Raw genomic sequence first — 19695 nt, forward strand, 5'->3', positions numbered from 1 at the left:
GACTCACTTCGTTTTTGGACATTGGACCGCTTCGCGGTTTGGATTTCAGAGGAAGCAATACATGGGAGTAATAAATCAATTGTGATTGTAAGATTAAAATGGAGCAAAGCATACTGACGGAGATAAAGAACGCCGCTAAAAAATCCTTGAAGGCAAGGCACAACGAACTGGCCGATACCCACAGACAGATGGATATCCTGAACGGGGACCTTTTTGCCGATGGGGAACTTCCTTTTTTTAAGGACAAAATCGCCCAAACGGGACAGTTTCCCCTAAAACCCAGAAAACTGGAGATCCTGCAGATCAACGTGGGGTACATGTGCAACCAGGTGTGCGAACATTGTCATGTAGATGCAGGTCCGGACCGCAAGGAAATCATGACCCGGGAGACCATGGAGCAGTGTTTGGAGGTCATCCGGAACACCGGGGCACATACCTTGGACCTAACCGGGGGAGCGCCCGAAATGAACCCTGATTTCAGATGGTTTGTGGAAGAAGCCTCCAAAGCGGGCATCCAGGATTTTATTGTGCGCTCCAACCTCACCATTATTTTGGCGAACAAGAAATACCACGACCTACCGGATTTCTTTAAAAAGCACAATGTGCATGTGGTATCCTCCATGCCGCACTACACCCGTAACAAAACGGACAAGCAACGTGGCGATGGCGTTTTTGATAAATCCATACAAGCGTTGCAGGCCTTGAATAAAGTGGGCTATGGCATGCCCGACAGTGATTTAAGATTGGACTTGGTATACAACCCCTCCGGGGCCTTTTTGCCCGGGGACCAGATGGCTTTGGAGCATGATTTTAAAAAGGCACTGAAAGAGGATTTTGATATTGATTTTCACAACCTTTTTGCCATTACCAACCTGCCCATTTCCCGCTTTTTGGATTATCTGTTGGCCTCGGACAATTATGAGGACTATATGTATTCCCTGGTGGAAGCCTTTAACCCCTCTGCGGTGGCCAATGTGATGTGTACCAACACCATTTCGGTGAGTTGGGACGGGTGGCTGTACGATTGCGACTTTAACCAAATGCTCGACCTAAAGGTCGCCAGCAAGGTGAAGCACATTAAGGACTATAATGAAGAAGTGTTGAACGACCGAAATATTGTGATCTCCCAACACTGTTATGGCTGTACGGCCGGTGCGGGTAGTAGTTGCCAGGGGACGGTGGCTTAGGTTTTGGGAAGAAATTGGGGAATTGCACTTATCGGATAGGGCTATGTGCCTGTGCAGGAATAGGTAGACACGAACCTATCTCCATTATGAACTTTGCCAGCAAAAACCGAGAGCTTGAAAACCGCATGGCGTATGAACCCGTTTTGGCAAATGTTTATTTTATTTTCTCTCTATATTTTTCGAATATTTTTGTGCTTACCCAATAAATTTCTGATGGTTTGCTTGTATTTATTGATTCACGTCTAGTAAATAGAAAGTATTTTCCATCTGGAGTCAAAGCAGGAGCCATTTCAATTCCTGTTGTATTTATTTGATCTCCCATATTGATTGGATTTGTCCATTTGCCTGACTCATTAAAGGATATATATAAATCGCAGTGAATTACATCTTCATCCTTATCCTTTATACCAAATCCTCCCGGTCGATTCGAATGAAAAATAAGAAAACTCTCATCTGGTGCGATCAAGGGGTCGCTTTCATGATATTCAGTATTAATGATTTCCGGAAGTTTTTCAAGTTCTTGCGTTTGGCCATTTACAATTTTGGCTTTATAAATATCTCCATTCCACGCACTCGTGCCTTTTTCTCGTTCCGAGCAAAAATAGATTGTATTATTATTTGAGCAAGTGATATTCCATTCACTTGCATTACTATTTATTAGTGAATCCATTTGTTCTGGCTTACTCCAGCTTTTGCCAGATTTTTTCATATAATAGATATCCGAATGCCACTTGTTTTCGTTAGGAGGTAATACTGCTGTAAAAAATAAAATCTGCCCATCTTTTGAAAAACATGGTTCTCCTTCAAAATCACTTCCAATAAGACTAAGTGTATTTTTCAATTTAAGGTTATCACTGCTTACTTTTATAAGTTGTGTTGGAAACCATGTATCAGTAGTAATTGTATAGTATAAATCAGAACCGTCCTTTGAAAATTCACAATACCCAACATGTTCATTATTTGGGCTTAAAACACTCTTAGCAAATATTTTAGGTGTTATTCCCGGGACGTTTGAATCAAACTTTAAATATTGCTGTTCTTGTGAACAGGATAAAAATATAAAAGTTGTAATAAAAAAAAGTCCCAATCTCTTCATTCTATCAATTTTATATGTTCGTACAGGTACATATCGCACCAAATGTTTGCCAACGTTTATAGCTATGGTTCCGTTTCAATGAACTATATCGACTGATAAGTGAAGTTAGGGCTTTTTTACTTTAAATGTTTCCACATTTTGAATGCCTTTCAACGTGTCCAACAGTTCATTTAACCGACCTGCAAGTCGGTTCAGATTTTTGGGTTTTGGGTATTTGGCCGATTTTTTGACATTTTGCCGATTTTTATCATCGTTACGTCCTTAATTCTTTTGGAATGTTTATTTCCTTTAAATCTTTATGAATGGATTTATCGCTCCGCAAAACCCAAATCTAATGGAAACCACTCTTAAAAGCAGGGAAACCATGCACCGTTTGTGTGGCAAGGGCCTCGAAATCTTCAACGAAAAGGGCTATTACAACACCAGCTTGGACGATATTCTAAACCAACTATCACTTTCCAAAGGCGCCTTTTACCATCATTTTAAATCGAAGGAAGATTACTTTATCAGCATTGTACAGAACCTTATCGTACAAAAGGTATATGCCTTGTTGATCGAACCCCTGAACACCGAGGAAAATCCGTTGCCCATTATTGTGGAGAGCCTGGAGAACGCTTTGGAGCCCGGCAAGAAGAATGAGATGGCCTACGGTTTTATGCTGAACGACTTTTTAACGGAGTTCAACAAGCGCAACGAGGAAATCAGTGGGTATTTAAAGGACATTTTGAATGTTTGGGAGGTAAACTTGGTTTCCGTGCTTAAAAAGGGCAAATTGGATGGGTATATTGCCCGCCATGTGGATTGTGAGGGCGTGGCCACTTACATTATTGCTTCTTATTTGGGGATGCGTTCATTGATGACGGACAGTAGCAACCGCCAGTTGAAATACCAATACGCGCAACAGTTGAAGCACTACTTTAAGTCCTTGGAACCACAGCCCGTGATGGCCTAAGCCTCCAAAATTTTCAAAAGTCGGTCCACCACCTGCTGGGGATCGATGGTCTCCATAACATTTTCGTACCCTTTGGGTACTTTGTTCCCATATACCGAAGTAGGAATCAAAGGATACTGTTCCCGATCGGCCAGCAATGCATTCTCCATAGGTTGATGAAAGGGGTAAAACCCGGCATACGGATGCGTAACGCCCCAAAGCGTGACCACAGGAATGCCATAATTGGCCGCCAAATGGGCATTGCCACTGTCCATGCATAGCATTACATCCAAATTGGAAATCAATTGCAATTCTTCGGATAAAGTCAGTTTTCCGGCCATGCATTGGGTGTTGGCATACTCGGCTGATAACCTTTCGAGCCGTTCTACTTCCTGCTCTCCACCTCCGAACAACAATATTTTATACTTATCGGTATTGGAAAGGATCTTGATAACCTTTTCCATCAAAAACAACGGGTACATCTTCCCTGAGTGGGCCGCAAAAGGGGCAATCCCTACCCATTTTTTGGTATCCTGATGGACCAAATCGAGAATTTTTTCAGAAAGTGGTATACGTGCCAAAGGTTTGGCAAGGGACAATTCTATCGGGAATCCCAATTGTGCAAAAACATCGGCATAGCGTTCCACGGTTGTTTTCAATGGCCTGAACTCTTTGCTTTTGGATCGGGTCAATGCTTTCTTTTCGCTTCTACCTTTATCGAGTTGGACAAAGGGAACCCCGCTGGTGGCAAAATACTTTTTCAAAATTCTGCTGCGAAGCACATTGTGCAAATCGGCAACGGCAGTAAAATGATATGGTTTTAATTCCTGATAAAGTCGCCACAGTCCCATCAGGCCTTTGTGTCGCTTTTTCACGTCTGCCTCCAACACGTTTACCCGCTCCATGTCTTCAAAAATGGGCAGGAAGGGTCGTTTGGTCAATACCGTTACGTGAAGATCTGGGTATTTTTCTAACAACGTACTGATTACGGGAACCGTCATCGCCACATCGCCCATGGCCGACAAGCGGATGACCAACAAATGGGGGTTGCTACCCTTTTTGTCCACGGAGTATTGGGTTTAGTTCCTCATCGTTGTACATTTTCATCTGTTTGTAGACTTTCATGTACTTATTGCCCGCCTCTATATCGGCCAATAATTGGTCTATGGCAGTGGATAGGTCCTTTTTCTGTTCCAACAACACGGCCAATTTATCGCTGCATTTTTGAATGTGCTCCGCGGAAGCATCGGTACGGTTCACCTCTTCCTGCATGTGATAAATCTTCAAGGCCAAAATAGAGAGTCGGTCAATGGCCCACGCCGGACTTTCGGTATTGATGGTGGCATTCTCCTTTACTTGTACCGATTGGTATTTCTGAAGGAAATAGCTGTCAATATATTCCACCAAATCCGTTCGGTCTTGGTTGCTGGCGTCGATTTTACGTTTCAGGTCCAAGGCATCCACCGGGTCGATGGCCGGATCACGGATGATATCCTCGTAATGCCATTGCACGGTATCTATCCAGTTCTTTCGGTACAAAAGATGTTCGATCTTATCCTTTGGATATGGGTTTGAGAATGCTTGGTACACATCGTCCTTAATGTGATAGGTATCGATACTTTCCTGGAATATGCCAAAAGCAAAGTTGCTGAACATGGTTTTGAAATTTCGTCAAAGATATTGCTTTATGCCTTAACGATTAAGCTCCAGGGCAAAAAGCAGGAACGAGAGCAGCAGGCAAAGAATCAAAACAATTTCCTGAAGTTTTTTTCTTTTGATGGCCTCAAAGTAATTGGCAAGGAAAACCGAAGCGGGAAAAAAGGTAATCAATACTGGAGATTCGTCCTCGGGGGTGAACAGGGTAATCAAAATACCAAACACCAAGGCCAAAAAAAGGATTCTCAAATGCAATAGCTTTCCCCCACCCACGCTTCGCATCCGCAGAAAGACCAGAATGGCAATAACCACGGCCAAAATAAAATATACGAGTGCCTTTACGTTCAATACCTGCAGAAAGGAGTAGGCCTCCAAAAAACTCAATGTGAATTGATAGTGTCGTTCAAAAAAATCAAGCGAACCCAACACTTTAAGGGTGGTAAAGGTCAAAATGAATATAGTGGCCACACCCAATAAGGGAACCAACCAGTTTTTGAAGGTCTTGCGATCGTACATATTGATTACCACAAAAATGAGCACCAAGAACACCAAGGCCCAATCATAGAACAAGCTGGCCAGTGCAATTAAAAGGGAGGCATCAAAAATCTTGTGTTTTACATTTTTGACCGACTTTATGGAAAGCAGTCGCCATAAGGCAAGCAAAAGAAACAAATTGGTAAAAATGGCATTTTTATGTTCAAACTCCTCGGAAAAGGCAATCGCCAAGAGCACAAAAAAAAGTATGGCGTAGGAGTTAAAATCCGTCAACTTCTCCGTTCTAACAATCTGGTTGATGATAAAAATGACCAAGAGAAGCACTCCAAAGGCGAGCAGTTCCCACGGAAATTCTTCGAAGAAACTTTTCTCCCCGGCAACAAAAAATATCCTGCCGAAATAAAAAAGGAGCAATAAAATAGCAAGGACGAAATGGACAATGGGTTTTGTTTTTCCGAAAAAGCTTGAAATCATCCTTTCTTTTGCTACTTTTGTAAAGTAAATATAGCCAAGATGAGCAAGTTTTTTTACGGTATAGAAGACTTATTTGTAAACTACCTTTTTGCCCCCTACGATTTTTTTCGCTTTTTGCATAGCTGGTGGGCATCCAACACCATGAACTGGATCTTTTTTGTGATCGGACTGATTGCCGCAGCCTATTGGATGAAGCAATTGAAGATCTTTAATGACAATGGTGAAGAGGACAAGAGCATCAGCTCACACTCTTACCTATAGATCGAACCCTAGATCTTTTCTGTAATACATGCCATCAAAATGGAGTTTTTCCATGCTTTGATAGGACTTTTGTAGTGCCTCTTTAAAATCTTTTCCGAAGGAAGTGATCGCTATGACGCGCCCGCCATTGGTCACCACCTTACCATCTTGCAGCTTGGTGCCGGCATGGAATACGATTGAATCCTCAATGGTATCCGCACCTATAATTTCCTTCTCTTTTTCATAGGCTTCGGGATATCCCCCTGACACGGCCATAACTGTTGTAGCTGCTCTTTCGTCAATTTGAAGATCGATTTGATCCAAAGTGCCATTGGCCATCGCCACAAGTACCTCAACCAAATCACTTTTTAGCCTAGGGATGACCACCTCGGTCTCTGGATCTCCCATGCGTACATTGTACTCAATTACCTTAGGTTCGCCATCTACTTTGATCAAGCCTATGAAGACAAACCCGACGTAGGGCAGGTTATCCTTTTTAAGGCCCTCTACCGTCGGTTTAACGATTCTGGACTCCACCATATCCATAAAGTCGGAATCTGCAAAAGGAACGGGGGAAATGGCCCCCATACCGCCTGTATTGAGTCCGGTATCCCCTTCGCCGATACGTTTGTAGTCTTTTGCGGTGGGAAGGATCTTGTAGTTGGAGCCATCGGTGAGCACAAAACAGCTCAATTCGATTCCGTCCAGGAACTCCTCAATCACTACTGTGGCACTGGCAGAACCAAACTTGGAATCCAACAACATGGATTTCAGTTCCGTCTTGGCTTCTTCCAAATCCTGAAGGATCAACACCCCCTTACCGGCGGCCAATCCATCGGCCTTGAGTACATAGGGCGGTTTTAGGGATTCCAAAAAGGCATATCCCTTCTCCAAAGATTCACCGGTAAAACTTTCATAGGCAGCAGTAGGGATGTTGTGCCTCATCATGAACTCTTTGGCAAATTCCTTGCTGCCCTCCAAGGCGGCAGCGGCTTTTTGTGGGCCAATAACCGGAATGGGTTTCAATTCAGCATCGTTCAAGAAAAAATCATGTACCCCGTTCACCAAAGGGTCTTCAGGGCCTACCACCACCAAATCAATGCTCTCCCTTAACACAACCTCTTTTATCGCATCAAAATCATTTACACCGACCGGTATATTCGTGGCAATGGCAGCAGTGCCAGCATTGCCAGGGGCTACGAACAATTTTGAGGTTTTTGGACTTTGTGAGATTTTAAGGGCGATGGCATGTTCACGTCCGCCAGAACCCAGTACCAAGATGTTCATGATTCAAAGTTTTGGCAAAAGTAACTCAATTCGTAGTTAATCTAGGATTAAAATAGCTTTTTAGAGTTAATCCATCTGGACATGTATGGCGCGAATGGCACGAACTTTCATCAATCCAATATTGGAGTTCTTAGAAAGTAATGTACTTAGGATTGAAAGTCTCTGTGTGCTTGGTATAACTCGTCGTGGGAAAGGGATTTAAAGTATTCGTATACTTTTTTAAGCCCTTCGGAGCGATGTACTTTGGGTTCCCAACCCAAAATCTCCTTGGCGCGGGTAATGTCGGGCTGCCGTTGTAAAGGGTCGTCCTTTGGTAAGGGTTTGAAGATTATTTTTTGATTGGTTCCTGTCAGTTTTATGATTTCTTCGGCGAACTCAAGAATGGTGGTTTCATCAGGATTTCCAATGTTGATGGGTTCAACATAATCGCTCATCAGCAAACGGTAGATGCCCTCCACTTGATCATCGATATAGGTAAAGGAGCGGGTTTGGGAACCATCGCCAAAAACCGTGAGGTCCTCACCTCGAAGCGCTTGTCCAATAAAAGCGGGAACCACTCTACCATCGTTCAATCGCATGCGGGACCCGTAGGTATTAAAGATGCGCACAATACGGGTATCCAACCCATGGTGTCTATGATAGGCCATGGTAATGGACTCCATAAAGCGTTTGGCTTCATCATACACTCCTCTTGGGCCAATAGGGCTTACATTTCCGTAATAGTCCTCGTTTTGGGGATGTACCAGTGGGTCTCCGTACACTTCCGAGGTTGAAGCTACCAAAATCCTCGCTTTGTGATCCCTTGCCAATCCCAATAGGTTGAGTGTTCCCAGTGAACCCACTTTAAGAGTTTCAATCGGAATCTTTAAATAGTCGATAGGGCTTGCAGGGGAAGCGAAATGAAGGATATGATCCATTCGACCTGGGACATGCACAAACTTGGTTACATCATGATGAAAAAACTCAAAACGTTCCAAGTGGAACAAATGTTCAATGTTTTTTAAATCGCCCGTGATAAGATTATCCATACCAATCACATGATGGCCTTCGGCAATAAATCGATCACATAGATGTGATCCCAAAAAGCCGGCTGCGCCGGTGATGAGTGTTTTTTTCATTTCTTCCTAGTAAGCTTTTGCCTCCCCTCTAAAGGCATTCAATATGGTTTGCAATATAATCTTTAAATCTAGGAACATGGACCAGTTTTCAATATAGAATATATCAAACTTTATACGGTTCTGGATGTCCGCATCATTTTCAATTTCTCCACGATACCCCCTTATTTGGGCCAATCCTGTGATTCCAGGCTTTACAAAATGCCGTACCATGTATTTGTCCACACTGGCCGCATATTCATTGGTATGTTTTACCATGTGAGGTCGGGGCCCTACAACAGACATGGTTCCAAACAATACATTATAAAACTGGGGAAGCTCATCAATACTAGTTCTTCTTAAAAATCTTCCTATTCTAGTAATACGCATGTCGTTTTTTGTGGCTTGTATATGGTCGGCGCTTTTGTTGGGGGCCATAGAGCGGAACTTGTAACAATAGAATTCCCTATTGTCAATCCCGTTACGGGTTTGTCTAAAAAAAACGGGGCCCTTGGACTCCAAAGTTATCAATATTGCCAACAAAGGAGTTAGCCATGACAACAATCCTAAAATTACAACTAGTGAAAAGACAATATCGAAGCTTCTTTTTAAAAAAGCATTGATGGGGCTATCCAAAGGTATATCCCGAAGTGAAAGTATTGGGATGTAGTCATAATATTCGAACTTCAGTTTTTTGGAAAATATGTTTTTATTGTCCGGTATGAATTTTAGTGTTTTTAAGTTGTTATCGGCAAAACTGATAAACTTGGCCAACTCTTCATTTTTAAGTTCTGAAACCGAACAATAGATTTCATCAATATTATTTTCGAGAATATAATCGAAACAATCCTGTATTTCAAATCCTATCGCCTTAGGCGAAAATTGTTTTAAAAAACTATATCCGAACTCTGTTCTTTCATTGAAGACTTTTCTTAGTTGGTCCGTTTTTTTGTTTTTCCCAATAATCACAACATTTCTCAAATTTCCTTTAACCCTCTCGCGATATTCCATTAACAGGAAATAACTTAAAAGCTTCATCATGGAAATAACAAGCAGCACAATTACAAAATATTCACCAAGAGCCAGCCTACTGATTACAGGCTGCTTGAAAAAACCTATAAAAGCATAAAGGGTTAAAAACAAAAAAACAAACTGGACAAAAATCAACCTGACAATGTAGGTTACCTTGGAAAACCTGTATATGGTATAAAATTCATTCTTTGCAGATATGACAATCCATGCAAGGGAAATGTATAAATGAATAAGCAGGGGGGTCTGAAAATTAATGGGTAGAATGTAAAGGAACATATTCAGCACAGCCAAATCCATTAGATATGATATTGGTGTGATAAGGTTTGAATATCTGTGCTGCTTAAATATCATGGTTGGGTTTAAGATATTCCCTTATTAAACTCTTTGAAACAATTTAATAAATAGTTTTCATAATGTTCATTAATTCTGTCCCACGAATACAAGGAAGCGATCTTGTCCTGGTTTTTACTCCCCAGCTCAATATAATCATCCTTCTTTAATTGAAGTAATTTTGCGACATCTTCACTGTTCTTAAAATAAAAAGCTTCGTCATTCAATATACTCTTATTGAAAACATTATCGTTGGCCACAATAAAGGCATTGGAGGCCATGGCCTCAAGTAAGGAGGGGTTTGTGCCGCCTACAGAATGCCCGTGGAAATATATATTAGAAAAATACCTGAGATTGTCCAAATGATTTTGATTGTAAATGCCTCCAAAAAATCTTATGTTTTTGTTCTCTGAAAACTTGTCTTTAAGATATTCACCATACTTGGTCTCATGCTTGCCTATCACCAAAAATGGTTTGGTACCGTCGGAATTGGCTACACCCTCCAAAATAACATCAATGTTGTTTTCGGGTTCCAATCTTGCTATAAGCATATCATAACCGAAGGAATCCAGGCCATATTCTTTAACAATTTTCAAATCAGGTTTTGTGAACAAATCTGCACCATAGGGTATAAACTCCGATGACGACCCGTATTTTTCCTCTATATAGCTCCTAATTCCCACGGAATCCGAGATCAAATAGTCACTGGTGTTAATTGCCAACTTTTCAGCAATCTTTAAAAACCATCTAACAGGTTTGGAATACTTGGACCTTTTCCATTCCAACCCATCCATATTTGTAACTATTACCGCCTTTTTGGGCAATAACTTTCCCCAAATTGAACTACTGGTGTACCCTAGTTGAAGAATAACATCTAATCCACGTTTTCTCGCATCTTTGATACAGTTCAGATCATAGATAAACTGGCCAAAAGTCCCAACTTTGTTCTCGGGGTCGGACTGATGGACAATGTTCACCCCTTTGAATGCCTTTTCTTGATAGGGATGATTATGGGAGTTATATACGAAAACATCATGTCCCTTATTTGCCATGTGTACTGAAAAATGTTCTGCGAATTGTTCAAATCCCCCATGGTAATTTGGAATTCCACGAGTTCCCAATATTGCTATTTTCATGTTTGTGATTTCCTTTGTTAAATAGGAATATTAAGAAAAGAAAGCACACCGCTCCTCTATGCCTTTCTAAAATCATTTCGGAGAAAAAGCTTAAAAAAAACAACAGATATAGACTTCCAAATAAAATATTCCTATTTTCTAAATAATTGAAATATAGTCCCTTAAATATCGATACAAAAAGTATTATCATGCCCAAAACACCACAACTGAGCAATGCATAAACATATTGATTGTGAAAACTTAATCCTATAATCCCGTCATTTTTATTTTCTCCAGTATACAATCCAAACTTTTCATATTGCTCATTAAGCTTCTTTTGGTGTGCCTTCAGCCCAAATCCGGTTAATATTCTCCAGGGCTCTTCCTTGAATATTTGATACAGGGCCTTATACTGGACAATTCGAATTGAAATGCCATCAACATCCAAATTGGACAGGTCGTTTTCAAACATGGCCTTCTCAACCTGTGAATTTTTGATTTCTTCAAACCTGTCAGATTTAACAATGGCCCAAATCCCTATAGAACATAATACCAAAGTCATGCCCAATATCCAAAGTCTACTTTTTCTTCCAACAAATGATTTAATCAACAAATCGACCAAGAGAACGGTTAGTATACCCAGAATTATCATTTTAGATTGCAATAACCACAAAAAAACAATAAAAAACAGGAGTAGAATGGCCTTGAACAATTTTGACACCCATTTACCGTAGAATACCGTCAAAAATGCTATGCCGTTAAATAATGATAAATAAATGGCATTCAATCCTTGTTGCTCAGAAAGGCGATGGTAAAAAAAAACGTCTAGATCTCTATAGTAATAAAAATGATTACAACTTTTAATGAGGCAAATTGTATCGGTTAAAAGTATACCTGCCACAAAGAAAACAATTGTGCCCTGTATATTTTTAATTGATGCTCTTTCGAGAGCCCAAAAGGCCAACGGCACAAAAATGAACAAAATTTTATTTGGAACACCCTTTATTGATGTTTCTAGGTCGATTGACCAAACAACGGAAATCAGGTTTATTGCCCCATATGCAATTATTAGTTTTGCCAATGGAGTCAAATGCTTATTATCTGATGGTTTTTTATTTTTAATCAGACAGGCAACAATTGATAATCCAAACAAAATCAAGGCTATTGCATTAAATCCATAATTCCATGAAACCGTCATCAAAACCAACCCTAAACTTACCCTACATATGGATTCTGTATTAAACGCCCCTAATTTCAAAGTGCTCATAAAATTTCTTTGTAGTTTCTTGCGATTTTCACCCAATCATACTCTTCAATCACATGCCTCATACCATTTTGAGACTTAACAAGGGCATCGGAATAATTCTCTTTAACCTCTAAAATTTTATTGGCAAGCGATTCTGAGTTTCCGCTGACAAAGATATTGCCATTTTTATCTTTTTGTATGAGTTCGACAAATGGCTCAAGGTCGGAGGTAAGCAATGGCACTCCAAAAGTCATTGCCATCAATGCAACTCCGCTTTGATATATTCGATGATAAGGTAAAACCAATAAATCAGCAGCAGAAAACAACAGGTCCCGATCTTGATTTTCTATAAACCCGATTTTTGCAACTATTCGATCGGCAAGTCCTTTATCATCAATTAGTTTTTGGTATTCGTTAAAATCATTTTTCCAAGGTTTGCCGGCAATTATCAAGCATACGTTTTTATCTATAACGTTCGACAAAGCTTCCAACAGCAATTCCAATCCCTTCACCTTTTTTATCTGGCCAAAAAACAAGAGATAAAACTTATCGCCAGACAATCCCAAGATATTTCTGGCAACCTCCTTTGATGTCAAGCTTACGGAACTATCCTCAAAATTACCGTGTTTAACGATATGGGTTTTAAATTCAATTTCCCCGGGGAAACCTTTCAATAGGGTTGCTTTGGAAAACTGGTTGTGTACCAAAACTTTATCTGCAACCTTTCCAATGACAATTCTTTTAACATAACCGTTGTCAGAATCTGCAAACCCGGATACATCGTGAACAATCAAGAACAGCCTGAGTCCTAATAATTTCGAAAAGGTCAAAACCAATAAATCCTTCCATTCAAAAGAAAATGAATGAAAAATGAACTTTTTGAAACCCCTTTTGCGCAAAAGATAAAAGGCCTTAAAATGCCCGTAAAAAAAATTCCAGAATTTAGAAAATCGTGTTGGGGTTTCCTTCTTGAACAAAACCGTGGCAGGCACCCCATCAGCAGTAAAATTTGAAACCACCAAAACATCTACACCAACCTTAATGAGCCCAGCTGCCAAGTTACTGTCATAGAGGTCCATTCCCGCCTTACAACCAACAAAATCAACAATGGCAATCCTATCTTGAGGTTTCTGCATTTTTTCTGTCTATGGTAAAAATTAATACAATCAAGAACCAAAATAATTGAAAATATGGAAAGATGTTGTGGAACATTAACAGAACCACAAATTCAATGTACATTAACTTCATAATGCCGGTTTTCAATTTTCGATACAGAAGAAAAATAACAAAGGACAACAGGGCCAGACCAACAATACCCGTATCATTCAAAATTTGTAATGGGAAAACGTTGTGGGCATCCGTATAGGTCCGCCAAGGATAAATATCGCTAAGTCTACTTAAGGACCCCAAACCATTCCCGAACCATAACCTTCCTGATTTAACATATTCTTCCAGAATCAGGCGGGCGTCATATATCCTGGGATTTGCGTCAAAATTTATAATATCATAATACAAGTTTCTTGGGAGGGAAATGACACCCAAATATAAAAGTACGACCAAAACCAGGCCCATCAAGGAGAGAAAAATCCAAAAAAAAACTTGCGTTCCGTTTTATTTTTGAGCACGACCAAAAAGTAGTTCACCAATAAAAATAAAAGTGTAACCCTGGATTGATTAATAAAAACAGCCAACAAAAGAAGAAATAGAAAAAAGTAAAACGAAGTGACATTTAACCTGCCGATTCGATAAAAATAATAAACAAGCAGACTGAACAGTATTATCCAATATGCAAGCCACCCTGGGTCTCCAAAAAATGCAGCCGGCCTCCCGAGAAGGAAAAACCCATCTATCCCGTACATATGCGGTTTGTATATGCCCAATGCGCTCAAAAAAAACTGTAAGACCATTACGCCGGCTAAAAAGACTGTACTGTAATATGCCATTTTAAACAGTGAGGTCAATGAAATCGATCGGTCTTTGAAAATTCCATAAAAAAGGAGCGCCAAGAATACATTGAAAAAAATTCCGGCCAACAGTTTCAATGAATTTGGCCCAACATATAGCACTATTGGAATTGCCAAATATGCCATGAACAAATACGTTGGTCTTTGTCTCAAAAACACAACCAATGATGAGCCAAGCAGTTTTTTGGGAAATAATGCCGCCATTATTGCCAGCCAAGGCAAAAGAATATGTATTGGTCTCAAATTAAAACCCAAATTGGCGATTGTGACACCATTGAACAACAAACAGAGAACCACCAAAAAAGCAGTAAACCCAATTGCATTGATTTTTAAGACTTTATTCATCAATTGCGTTTATGAATGAAACAAACGACCTGGATACCGTTTCAAAATTGGCCTCATCTGCCCAATCTTCGGAATTTAATGGTGCATCCACTATTCCTTTAAAACTTATCTTATAAATATATGCCGAATAATCTTCAATTGACATTTTACCTTCATTTGCCCTCTTTGCCATTTGAATCAGATCATCGAAGTTTTCAATTGCCCTGAAAGTTTCAATGGAAATTTTTGTGCAGTTTTTCAACTTGTTGAAAAAAATATCGGCAAAGGTAAAGGCCATTTTGCCCTTAAGGGCCGCTTCATAGGCTATTGTACCGGAAACAGTGAAAATCGCCTGTGCATTTTCGATTATCTTGTGGGAATCGACCCTTTCATGTAACAAAATTGAATTCCTAAGCGTCTTAAAGCTTTTGAAGAACTTTGGAGACCTGTTACCAATGGCATTTGAATGTTCCTTGATAACGATAAACCAATCATCGGGCAGAATTCTCCAAATGTTGATGATGTTTTTAAGTTGATTATCATAATATGCGCCGACCACATCTACGGATGCCTCAGGTTGCATGTGTAGGGTGTAGAGAACATATTTCTTATCCTGTATAACTTCAAAACTATCTGTTTTCACAAATCGATACATGAACTTGTTCAATTCTTGTACAACGGCAATGAGGGATCTCTTTGTTTTGTTGTGTACCACACTTGGCAAATCAGATTTGATGTTTGAATTTGTGAAAAAATTTGAAAGTCGTTTCAACCTACCACTGAATGAAAGTTCATTCTTGACCTCCTTGTCCACTTGGGCAACCCTTCTTGGGCGAACCGCCTCAACTATTTTCCATTCACTCTCCCACTCCTTGTTTAAAATCAAGTGTTCTCCACATACCTTGGACTGAAACTCATCTTCGAGAAACAAAAACCTTTTGTTTGGAATCCTTACCGATTGAGGATGTAAATATTTACATTTCAACTCCTTGAACATCTTCAGCATTCTATAAAGCAGGATTTCGTGTGCATGTGTTATTTCGCCAAAAACAAATTTTAATCCTTTTTCCTTAACAAAATTATATGCCAGAGGTTGTATGCTCTTCAAATAATCAAAGGCCCAATCCTGTTGGTGTCTCAAAAACCTGTCGCCCATCACTAATTCATTCAATTTAAAATCGGCCAATGGCTCCGCTTCTTTTTTGATGACCCCCATCGACAGCAACAAACAATTGCCTTTCGAATAAATATTGCTAAGATGGTCAAACTGCTCTTGGTCGAAACAAATCCAGTAAATCTCCATACCTTCATTTTTCAACTTGTTTGCCACCCCCTCAAAAAAGTAGGTCTTAAAAAAATTTGCTACAAAACAAATGTTCATCATCTATTTCTTAATAAATATCCTATCTCCTTTTTTTCCTCCTTGGAGAAGTACCCAAAAAAAACTATTGCGATCACATTAAGGACAATTAAAAGGCTCTTGGGGGGAAAATTGCCGGACTCCATCAGGTCCATGTAAAATATGAAAAAAGCATTGAAAGAGGCCATGAGCAGCGCAAACAGTACTTTTCGTCGCTCAAAATAAATCTTATAGTATTTCATGCCAAACAACAAGGTCGACAAAAATATCAAAACAAAACCAGCTGCTTTGGCCATACTTAGGCCGTCCAATTGTGCTATTTGCAACCCCACAAACTCAGAAATAAAAGTGAGAACCAATCCAGTGCCCAGAAGTATGGGAACATATTTTGTCTTTTTTGTAAAGAGTAACAACTGTTGAATCATATAATAACCTGATTGAAAAATGCCACCAACAATTAAAAAGGGTAGAAAACTTAACACGAGGAAATACTCTTGGGCATCCATAAATATAAGTACATCCTTCACAAAAATAAGAATGCATGTTCCGAGAACAATCAGAAGGACCAAAAAATGTGGCACGATCCTTCCGTAGAATTTTGCTGTTGATTTCTTTTTTGCAATGGAAAAGAAATACGGTGTCCATGCCAACGAAAATGAAATACCCACTGTAATGAGGATATAGGACAATTGAAAGCCGACATTGAACACTCCAACGCCTTCATTGCCCAAGTACCTGTTTATTAAAAAATAATCCATTTTATACAGTGCCCACCAAAGAAGCGCTTGGAGCATAAGTGGAAACCCATATTTTAAAAAGCTCTTGATATGGTGGAGCGAAACCCCTTTTGGATTCAGGTATTTTTTGAAAAGAAAAAAGCCGATAACGAACAAAGGAATCCTTGCATAAAATTCTCCCTGTATCTTTCCCAATGCCCCTTTTTCACTCAAGACAACCAAATAAAATATACATAGAAAGGTGAGGGCAAATTGGAACAAATTGAAATAAAGGAACTTCAGCGGTTTCGATTCGACCCTAAACAGTGCAAGGTTCAAAACCGGGAAAGCAAACAAAAAACTGTAAAGGACCACATACAATACATACTTGTCAATATTGACCCCTGGTAAAATAAATCCGAAAAAAGCATCCTGAAAGATTAAAAGAATTGCCACTAAAACAATATTTGCAATAAGATTGAAACAAAGTACGGACGAAAAAAAAGACTTAAAGCCTTCAGGGTCATCTCCAAAATCGTAATAAAATCTCATTATTGTGGGACCGGCCCCCATTTGCATTATTGCATTAAAAAATGTTGCCGCTGCCATCATAGAGGCAACGATTCCATAATCCTCCACGTTCAAATATCGCAGGTACAATGGCAACATTATAATTGAAAGCAATTGGGTCAGAAACTGACCGATCGCATACAGAGAGAAATTTTTGAACAATGTTCGGCTCATTCTTTAAGATGTTTCGCCAAAATTAAAACTGCACTCCTTTATAAACTTCTACAATCTTACTCTTGATTATTTGGTTGTTTTCTTTGATTTTGGTTTTGTGGGGCTGGATATTGCCAAGAACCCCATAAACTTGATCGACTACCTTTAAGGGGTCAAAATCCGAAACATCATGGTTATATTCATTGATGTCATAATTCTTTGCCAGGGCATCCATTTTCTGCTGAACACTAATTGAAATGATGGGTTTTTCAAACAATAATGACATTATTTGGCCATGGTATCTCATGGTAACCATCATATCCATTGATCGTGTTTTTTTGACAAATTCCATTAGACTGGCGTTTTGGGAAAAGGACACGCCCATTTCTTCATATAAAAGTGTATCACTAAAATGAAAGGTCAAAAAATGCAGATCATGAGTATCTTTCAATACATCAATTATTGTTCTGATTTTCTCTTTAAATTTTGAATGTTGCTCTCTTTTTTCATTGCCAATCTGTTCTGAGTTTTTATAAAAATGGGGCCACAAAAAGTAAGGCCACAACAAAAATCCGATTTTTGGTTTTGTATGCCCTTCCTTTTTTGATGCTTGATATTTGTTGAAATCTAGGCTAAGTACTGGGTCATAGGCAACCAATATTTGTGTTATAACATGGTTGTTCACCAATCCATTTTTTGATTTTTGGTCCCTTGTAACAATAACTTGGCAACTGCTTAATGTTTTTCTATAAAGAAACCTGATTATTGGATGATCTATTTGTTCTTTATTGACGCCCATTCCCAAAACATAACTCGGCTTTCCAAATATTTTGGCAAGCATAAGAGGGCACAGATAAATCATAATCATTCGATAGGCCTGCTTACTTGTGTAATAATATTCAAACAAACCGCCTCCGCCCAAAAAAATGGCATCAGCAGTCTTAATTTGTTTGATGTATTTCCAAAAGTCATAAAACTGTTCCCCTTTCAAAAAGACCTTTGTGCCATAACATTTCAACCTGTCAAAATCACGAATGGACAGTGCTATGTCAAAATTCTGGTCTTTAAAAATTCTTTTCAAAGAATAAAAAATCAGATCATCCCCTAGATTTCCATTGCCGTATGCCCCAAACCAAGCTACTTTCTGTATCTTTCCCTTTGGGCGGATTTTACCTCTCAACATGTCCATCGCCAAGAAAACCATGGACAAAAAAGCCAATGAAAAAAGGTTAAGCAATATGTTTTTGATTCGTGTTGGATTTATGCTCATCGGATCAATACCTTATCAATAAATTCCCGTACCACTCCAGAACCACCTTTTTTGTCCAAAACATAAATATTGGGAATGCTTTTTATTGTCTCACTAGCGTCTTGCGGACATGCAGCAATACCAACTTCGGACAACAGTTCATAGCAATTAATATCATCGCCTATATATGCTACCTGATCAAGCGTAAACCCCAGTTCTTCGCAAATGGCCGAGGCGGCATTGAGTTTTCCGCCATGTTTAGCCCCCTGTGTTAAAAAATCCACTTTCATTTTTGCAGCTCTGCGCTCCACAATTTTTGTGTTCTCCGAGGTAATAATGGCTGTTTTCAAGCCGGCTTTCCTAGCAAGTTCAAATCCCATTCCATCACGGGTGTTGAACTTTTTCAATTCGTCTCCGTTCTCAGAATAATACATCCCTGCATCTGTCAAAACCCCGTCAACATCGGAAATCAAAAGTTTGATTTCCTTTATATTTTGGCTTTTAAGGATATGTTTCCTCATCAATCCTTCCATCTGCAACCAGTCATGCTCTTCATCAAGCTCACCGAACGTATACTCCGGCATTTCACATATCCCAACCTTCCCGCTCAATCGGTTCTTATCTCTCACAATATTTTTGACCTTGTTTATATAAAATGCCCCGTTTTCCATCAATGTGCCATCAAATTCCTGTCTCCTAGGTCTTTTTTCGTACTCATAATTAATGGGGCTGCCATCCGAATTCCAAAAGAATCTTTTGAATCGGACACATGACAGAACCGAGTCATAACTTTTTCCCTCTCCATATATCTCCAAACCATTTTTCAAATCATTGGCAATAAGCAAAGGGGAGGTGGCCTGAATCAAAACAATATCATCTTCCTCCGAAATGGTCGCATCAGAGAAAAAATATTCCAATAGAACCGATTCGGTTGACGATTCATCCCTGGCGTTTTCATCCGATCTTTTGTAAATGGACAATTTTGGTATGTTCAGCCCCTTAACCTTTTCGGAAATTTTATCACTGTCAGTAGCAACTATCACCTTATCAATACCTAAACTATCTGAGGCGGCCTTTGCGGTCCAATAAACCAATGGCATACCGCAAAAGGGCTTTATGTTTTTAAGTGGAATCGATTTGCTGCCACCCCTGACGGGAATAAATGCTATGACCATT

Annotated in this window: 17 protein-coding genes; 3 read left to right on the plus strand and 14 right to left on the minus strand. The window is 39.6% G+C overall.

The genetic code is table 11. From position 1 onward, the window contains the following. Positions 1 to 98 precede the first annotated feature (98 nt). On the plus strand, positions 99 to 1187 hold the full coding sequence (gene arsS / locus D2V05_RS09585) for an arsenosugar biosynthesis radical SAM (seleno)protein ArsS (RefSeq protein ID WP_119647366.1): 1089 nt from the start codon (positions 99 to 101) through the stop codon (positions 1185 to 1187). A gap of 154 nt (positions 1188 to 1341) precedes the next feature. Here the strand turns inward: arsS and D2V05_RS09590 are convergent, their stop codons facing one another. Beyond that, positions 1342 to 2283 carry a TolB family protein gene (locus tag D2V05_RS09590; protein ID WP_119647367.1) on the minus strand — a complete coding sequence of 314 codons (942 nt, stop codon included), beginning with the start codon at positions 2281 to 2283 and terminating at the stop codon, positions 1342 to 1344. Between the two features lie 334 nt (positions 2284 to 2617). Between D2V05_RS09590 and D2V05_RS09595 the strand changes: the two genes are divergently transcribed. After that, positions 2618 to 3235, plus strand: coding sequence for a TetR/AcrR family transcriptional regulator (locus D2V05_RS09595; protein WP_119647465.1), 618 nt, complete (start codon positions 2618 to 2620; stop codon positions 3233 to 3235). Here the strand turns inward: D2V05_RS09595 and D2V05_RS09600 are convergent. The 3 genes from D2V05_RS09600 to D2V05_RS09610 are packed head-to-tail and all read right to left on the minus strand — an operon-like array spanning position 3232 to position 5839. Further along, positions 3232 to 4281, minus strand: coding sequence for a glycosyltransferase family 9 protein (locus D2V05_RS09600; RefSeq protein WP_235855429.1), 1050 nt, complete (start codon positions 4279 to 4281; stop codon positions 3232 to 3234). The genes D2V05_RS09595 and D2V05_RS09600 overlap by 4 nt on opposite strands. Continuing rightward, the gene (locus tag D2V05_RS09605; protein WP_119647369.1) at positions 4265 to 4870 is read right to left on the minus strand and encodes a DUF4254 domain-containing protein; all 606 of its coding nucleotides are present in this window, start codon (positions 4868 to 4870) and stop codon (positions 4265 to 4267) included. The genes D2V05_RS09600 and D2V05_RS09605 overlap by 17 nt, the downstream gene beginning before the upstream one ends. A gap of 36 nt (positions 4871 to 4906) precedes the next feature. After that, complete coding sequence (locus tag D2V05_RS09610) at positions 4907 to 5839, minus strand: DUF6427 family protein (protein ID WP_119647370.1); 933 nt, start codon at positions 5837 to 5839, stop codon at positions 4907 to 4909. A 39-nt stretch (positions 5840 to 5878) separates the two neighbouring features. On the opposite strand from D2V05_RS09610, the gene D2V05_RS09615 reads away from it, so the two are divergent. Further along, the gene (locus tag D2V05_RS09615) at positions 5879 to 6100 is read left to right on the plus strand and encodes a DUF6341 family protein (RefSeq protein ID WP_119647371.1); all 222 of its coding nucleotides are present in this window, start codon (positions 5879 to 5881) and stop codon (positions 6098 to 6100) included. On the opposite strand, the gene purD is transcribed toward D2V05_RS09615, so the two are convergent. The 10 genes from purD to D2V05_RS09680 form a co-directional block, all read right to left on the minus strand. After that, positions 6095 to 7366 carry a phosphoribosylamine--glycine ligase gene (purD, locus tag D2V05_RS09620; protein WP_119647372.1) on the minus strand — a complete coding sequence of 424 codons (1272 nt, stop codon included), beginning with the start codon at positions 7364 to 7366 and terminating at the stop codon, positions 6095 to 6097. The genes D2V05_RS09615 and purD overlap by 6 nt on opposite strands. Positions 7367 to 7512: 146 nt before the next feature. Beyond that, positions 7513 to 8484, minus strand: coding sequence for a UDP-glucuronic acid decarboxylase family protein (locus D2V05_RS09625; protein WP_119647373.1), 972 nt, complete (start codon positions 8482 to 8484; stop codon positions 7513 to 7515). Positions 8485 to 8490: 6 nt separating this feature from the next. After that, positions 8491 to 9843 carry an undecaprenyl-phosphate glucose phosphotransferase gene (locus D2V05_RS09630; protein WP_119647374.1) on the minus strand — a complete coding sequence of 451 codons (1353 nt, stop codon included), beginning with the start codon at positions 9841 to 9843 and terminating at the stop codon, positions 8491 to 8493. Between the two features lie 8 nt (positions 9844 to 9851). Continuing rightward, a complete protein-coding gene (locus D2V05_RS09635; RefSeq protein WP_119647375.1) occupies positions 9852 to 10958 on the minus strand; it encodes a DUF1972 domain-containing protein in 1107 nt (368 codons plus the stop codon). Continuing rightward, positions 10903 to 12204, minus strand: a complete 1302-nt coding sequence (locus D2V05_RS09640; protein ID WP_119647376.1) for an O-antigen ligase family protein — start codon at positions 12202 to 12204, stop codon at positions 10903 to 10905. Before D2V05_RS09640 ends, D2V05_RS09635 begins: the two co-directional genes overlap by 56 nt. After that, the gene (locus tag D2V05_RS09645; RefSeq protein ID WP_183114814.1) at positions 12201 to 12977 is read right to left on the minus strand and encodes a glycosyltransferase family 4 protein; all 777 of its coding nucleotides are present in this window, start codon (positions 12975 to 12977) and stop codon (positions 12201 to 12203) included. Before D2V05_RS09645 ends, D2V05_RS09640 begins: the two co-directional genes overlap by 4 nt. Before the next feature lie 1507 nt (positions 12978 to 14484). Next, positions 14485 to 15774, minus strand: coding sequence for a hypothetical protein (locus D2V05_RS09665; protein WP_147378263.1), 1290 nt, complete (start codon positions 15772 to 15774; stop codon positions 14485 to 14487). Positions 15775 to 15851: 77 nt separating this feature from the next. Continuing rightward, positions 15852 to 17291: a lipopolysaccharide biosynthesis protein gene (locus tag D2V05_RS09670; RefSeq protein WP_119647382.1), complete on the minus strand. Its 1440-nt coding sequence runs from the start codon at positions 17289 to 17291 to the stop codon at positions 15852 to 15854. Between the two features lie 22 nt (positions 17292 to 17313). Continuing rightward, on the minus strand, positions 17314 to 18489 hold the full coding sequence (locus D2V05_RS09675) for a polysaccharide pyruvyl transferase family protein (RefSeq protein WP_183114815.1): 1176 nt from the start codon (positions 18487 to 18489) through the stop codon (positions 17314 to 17316). Positions 18490 to 18536: 47 nt separating this feature from the next. Then, positions 18537 to 19694: an acylneuraminate cytidylyltransferase gene (locus D2V05_RS09680; protein WP_119647384.1), complete on the minus strand. Its 1158-nt coding sequence runs from the start codon at positions 19692 to 19694 to the stop codon at positions 18537 to 18539. Position 19695: the final 1 nt, after the last annotated feature.

Source organism: Flagellimonas pelagia, assembly GCF_003584135.1.
Taxonomy (GTDB): Bacteria; Bacteroidota; Bacteroidia; order Flavobacteriales; family Flavobacteriaceae; genus Flagellimonas; species Flagellimonas pelagia.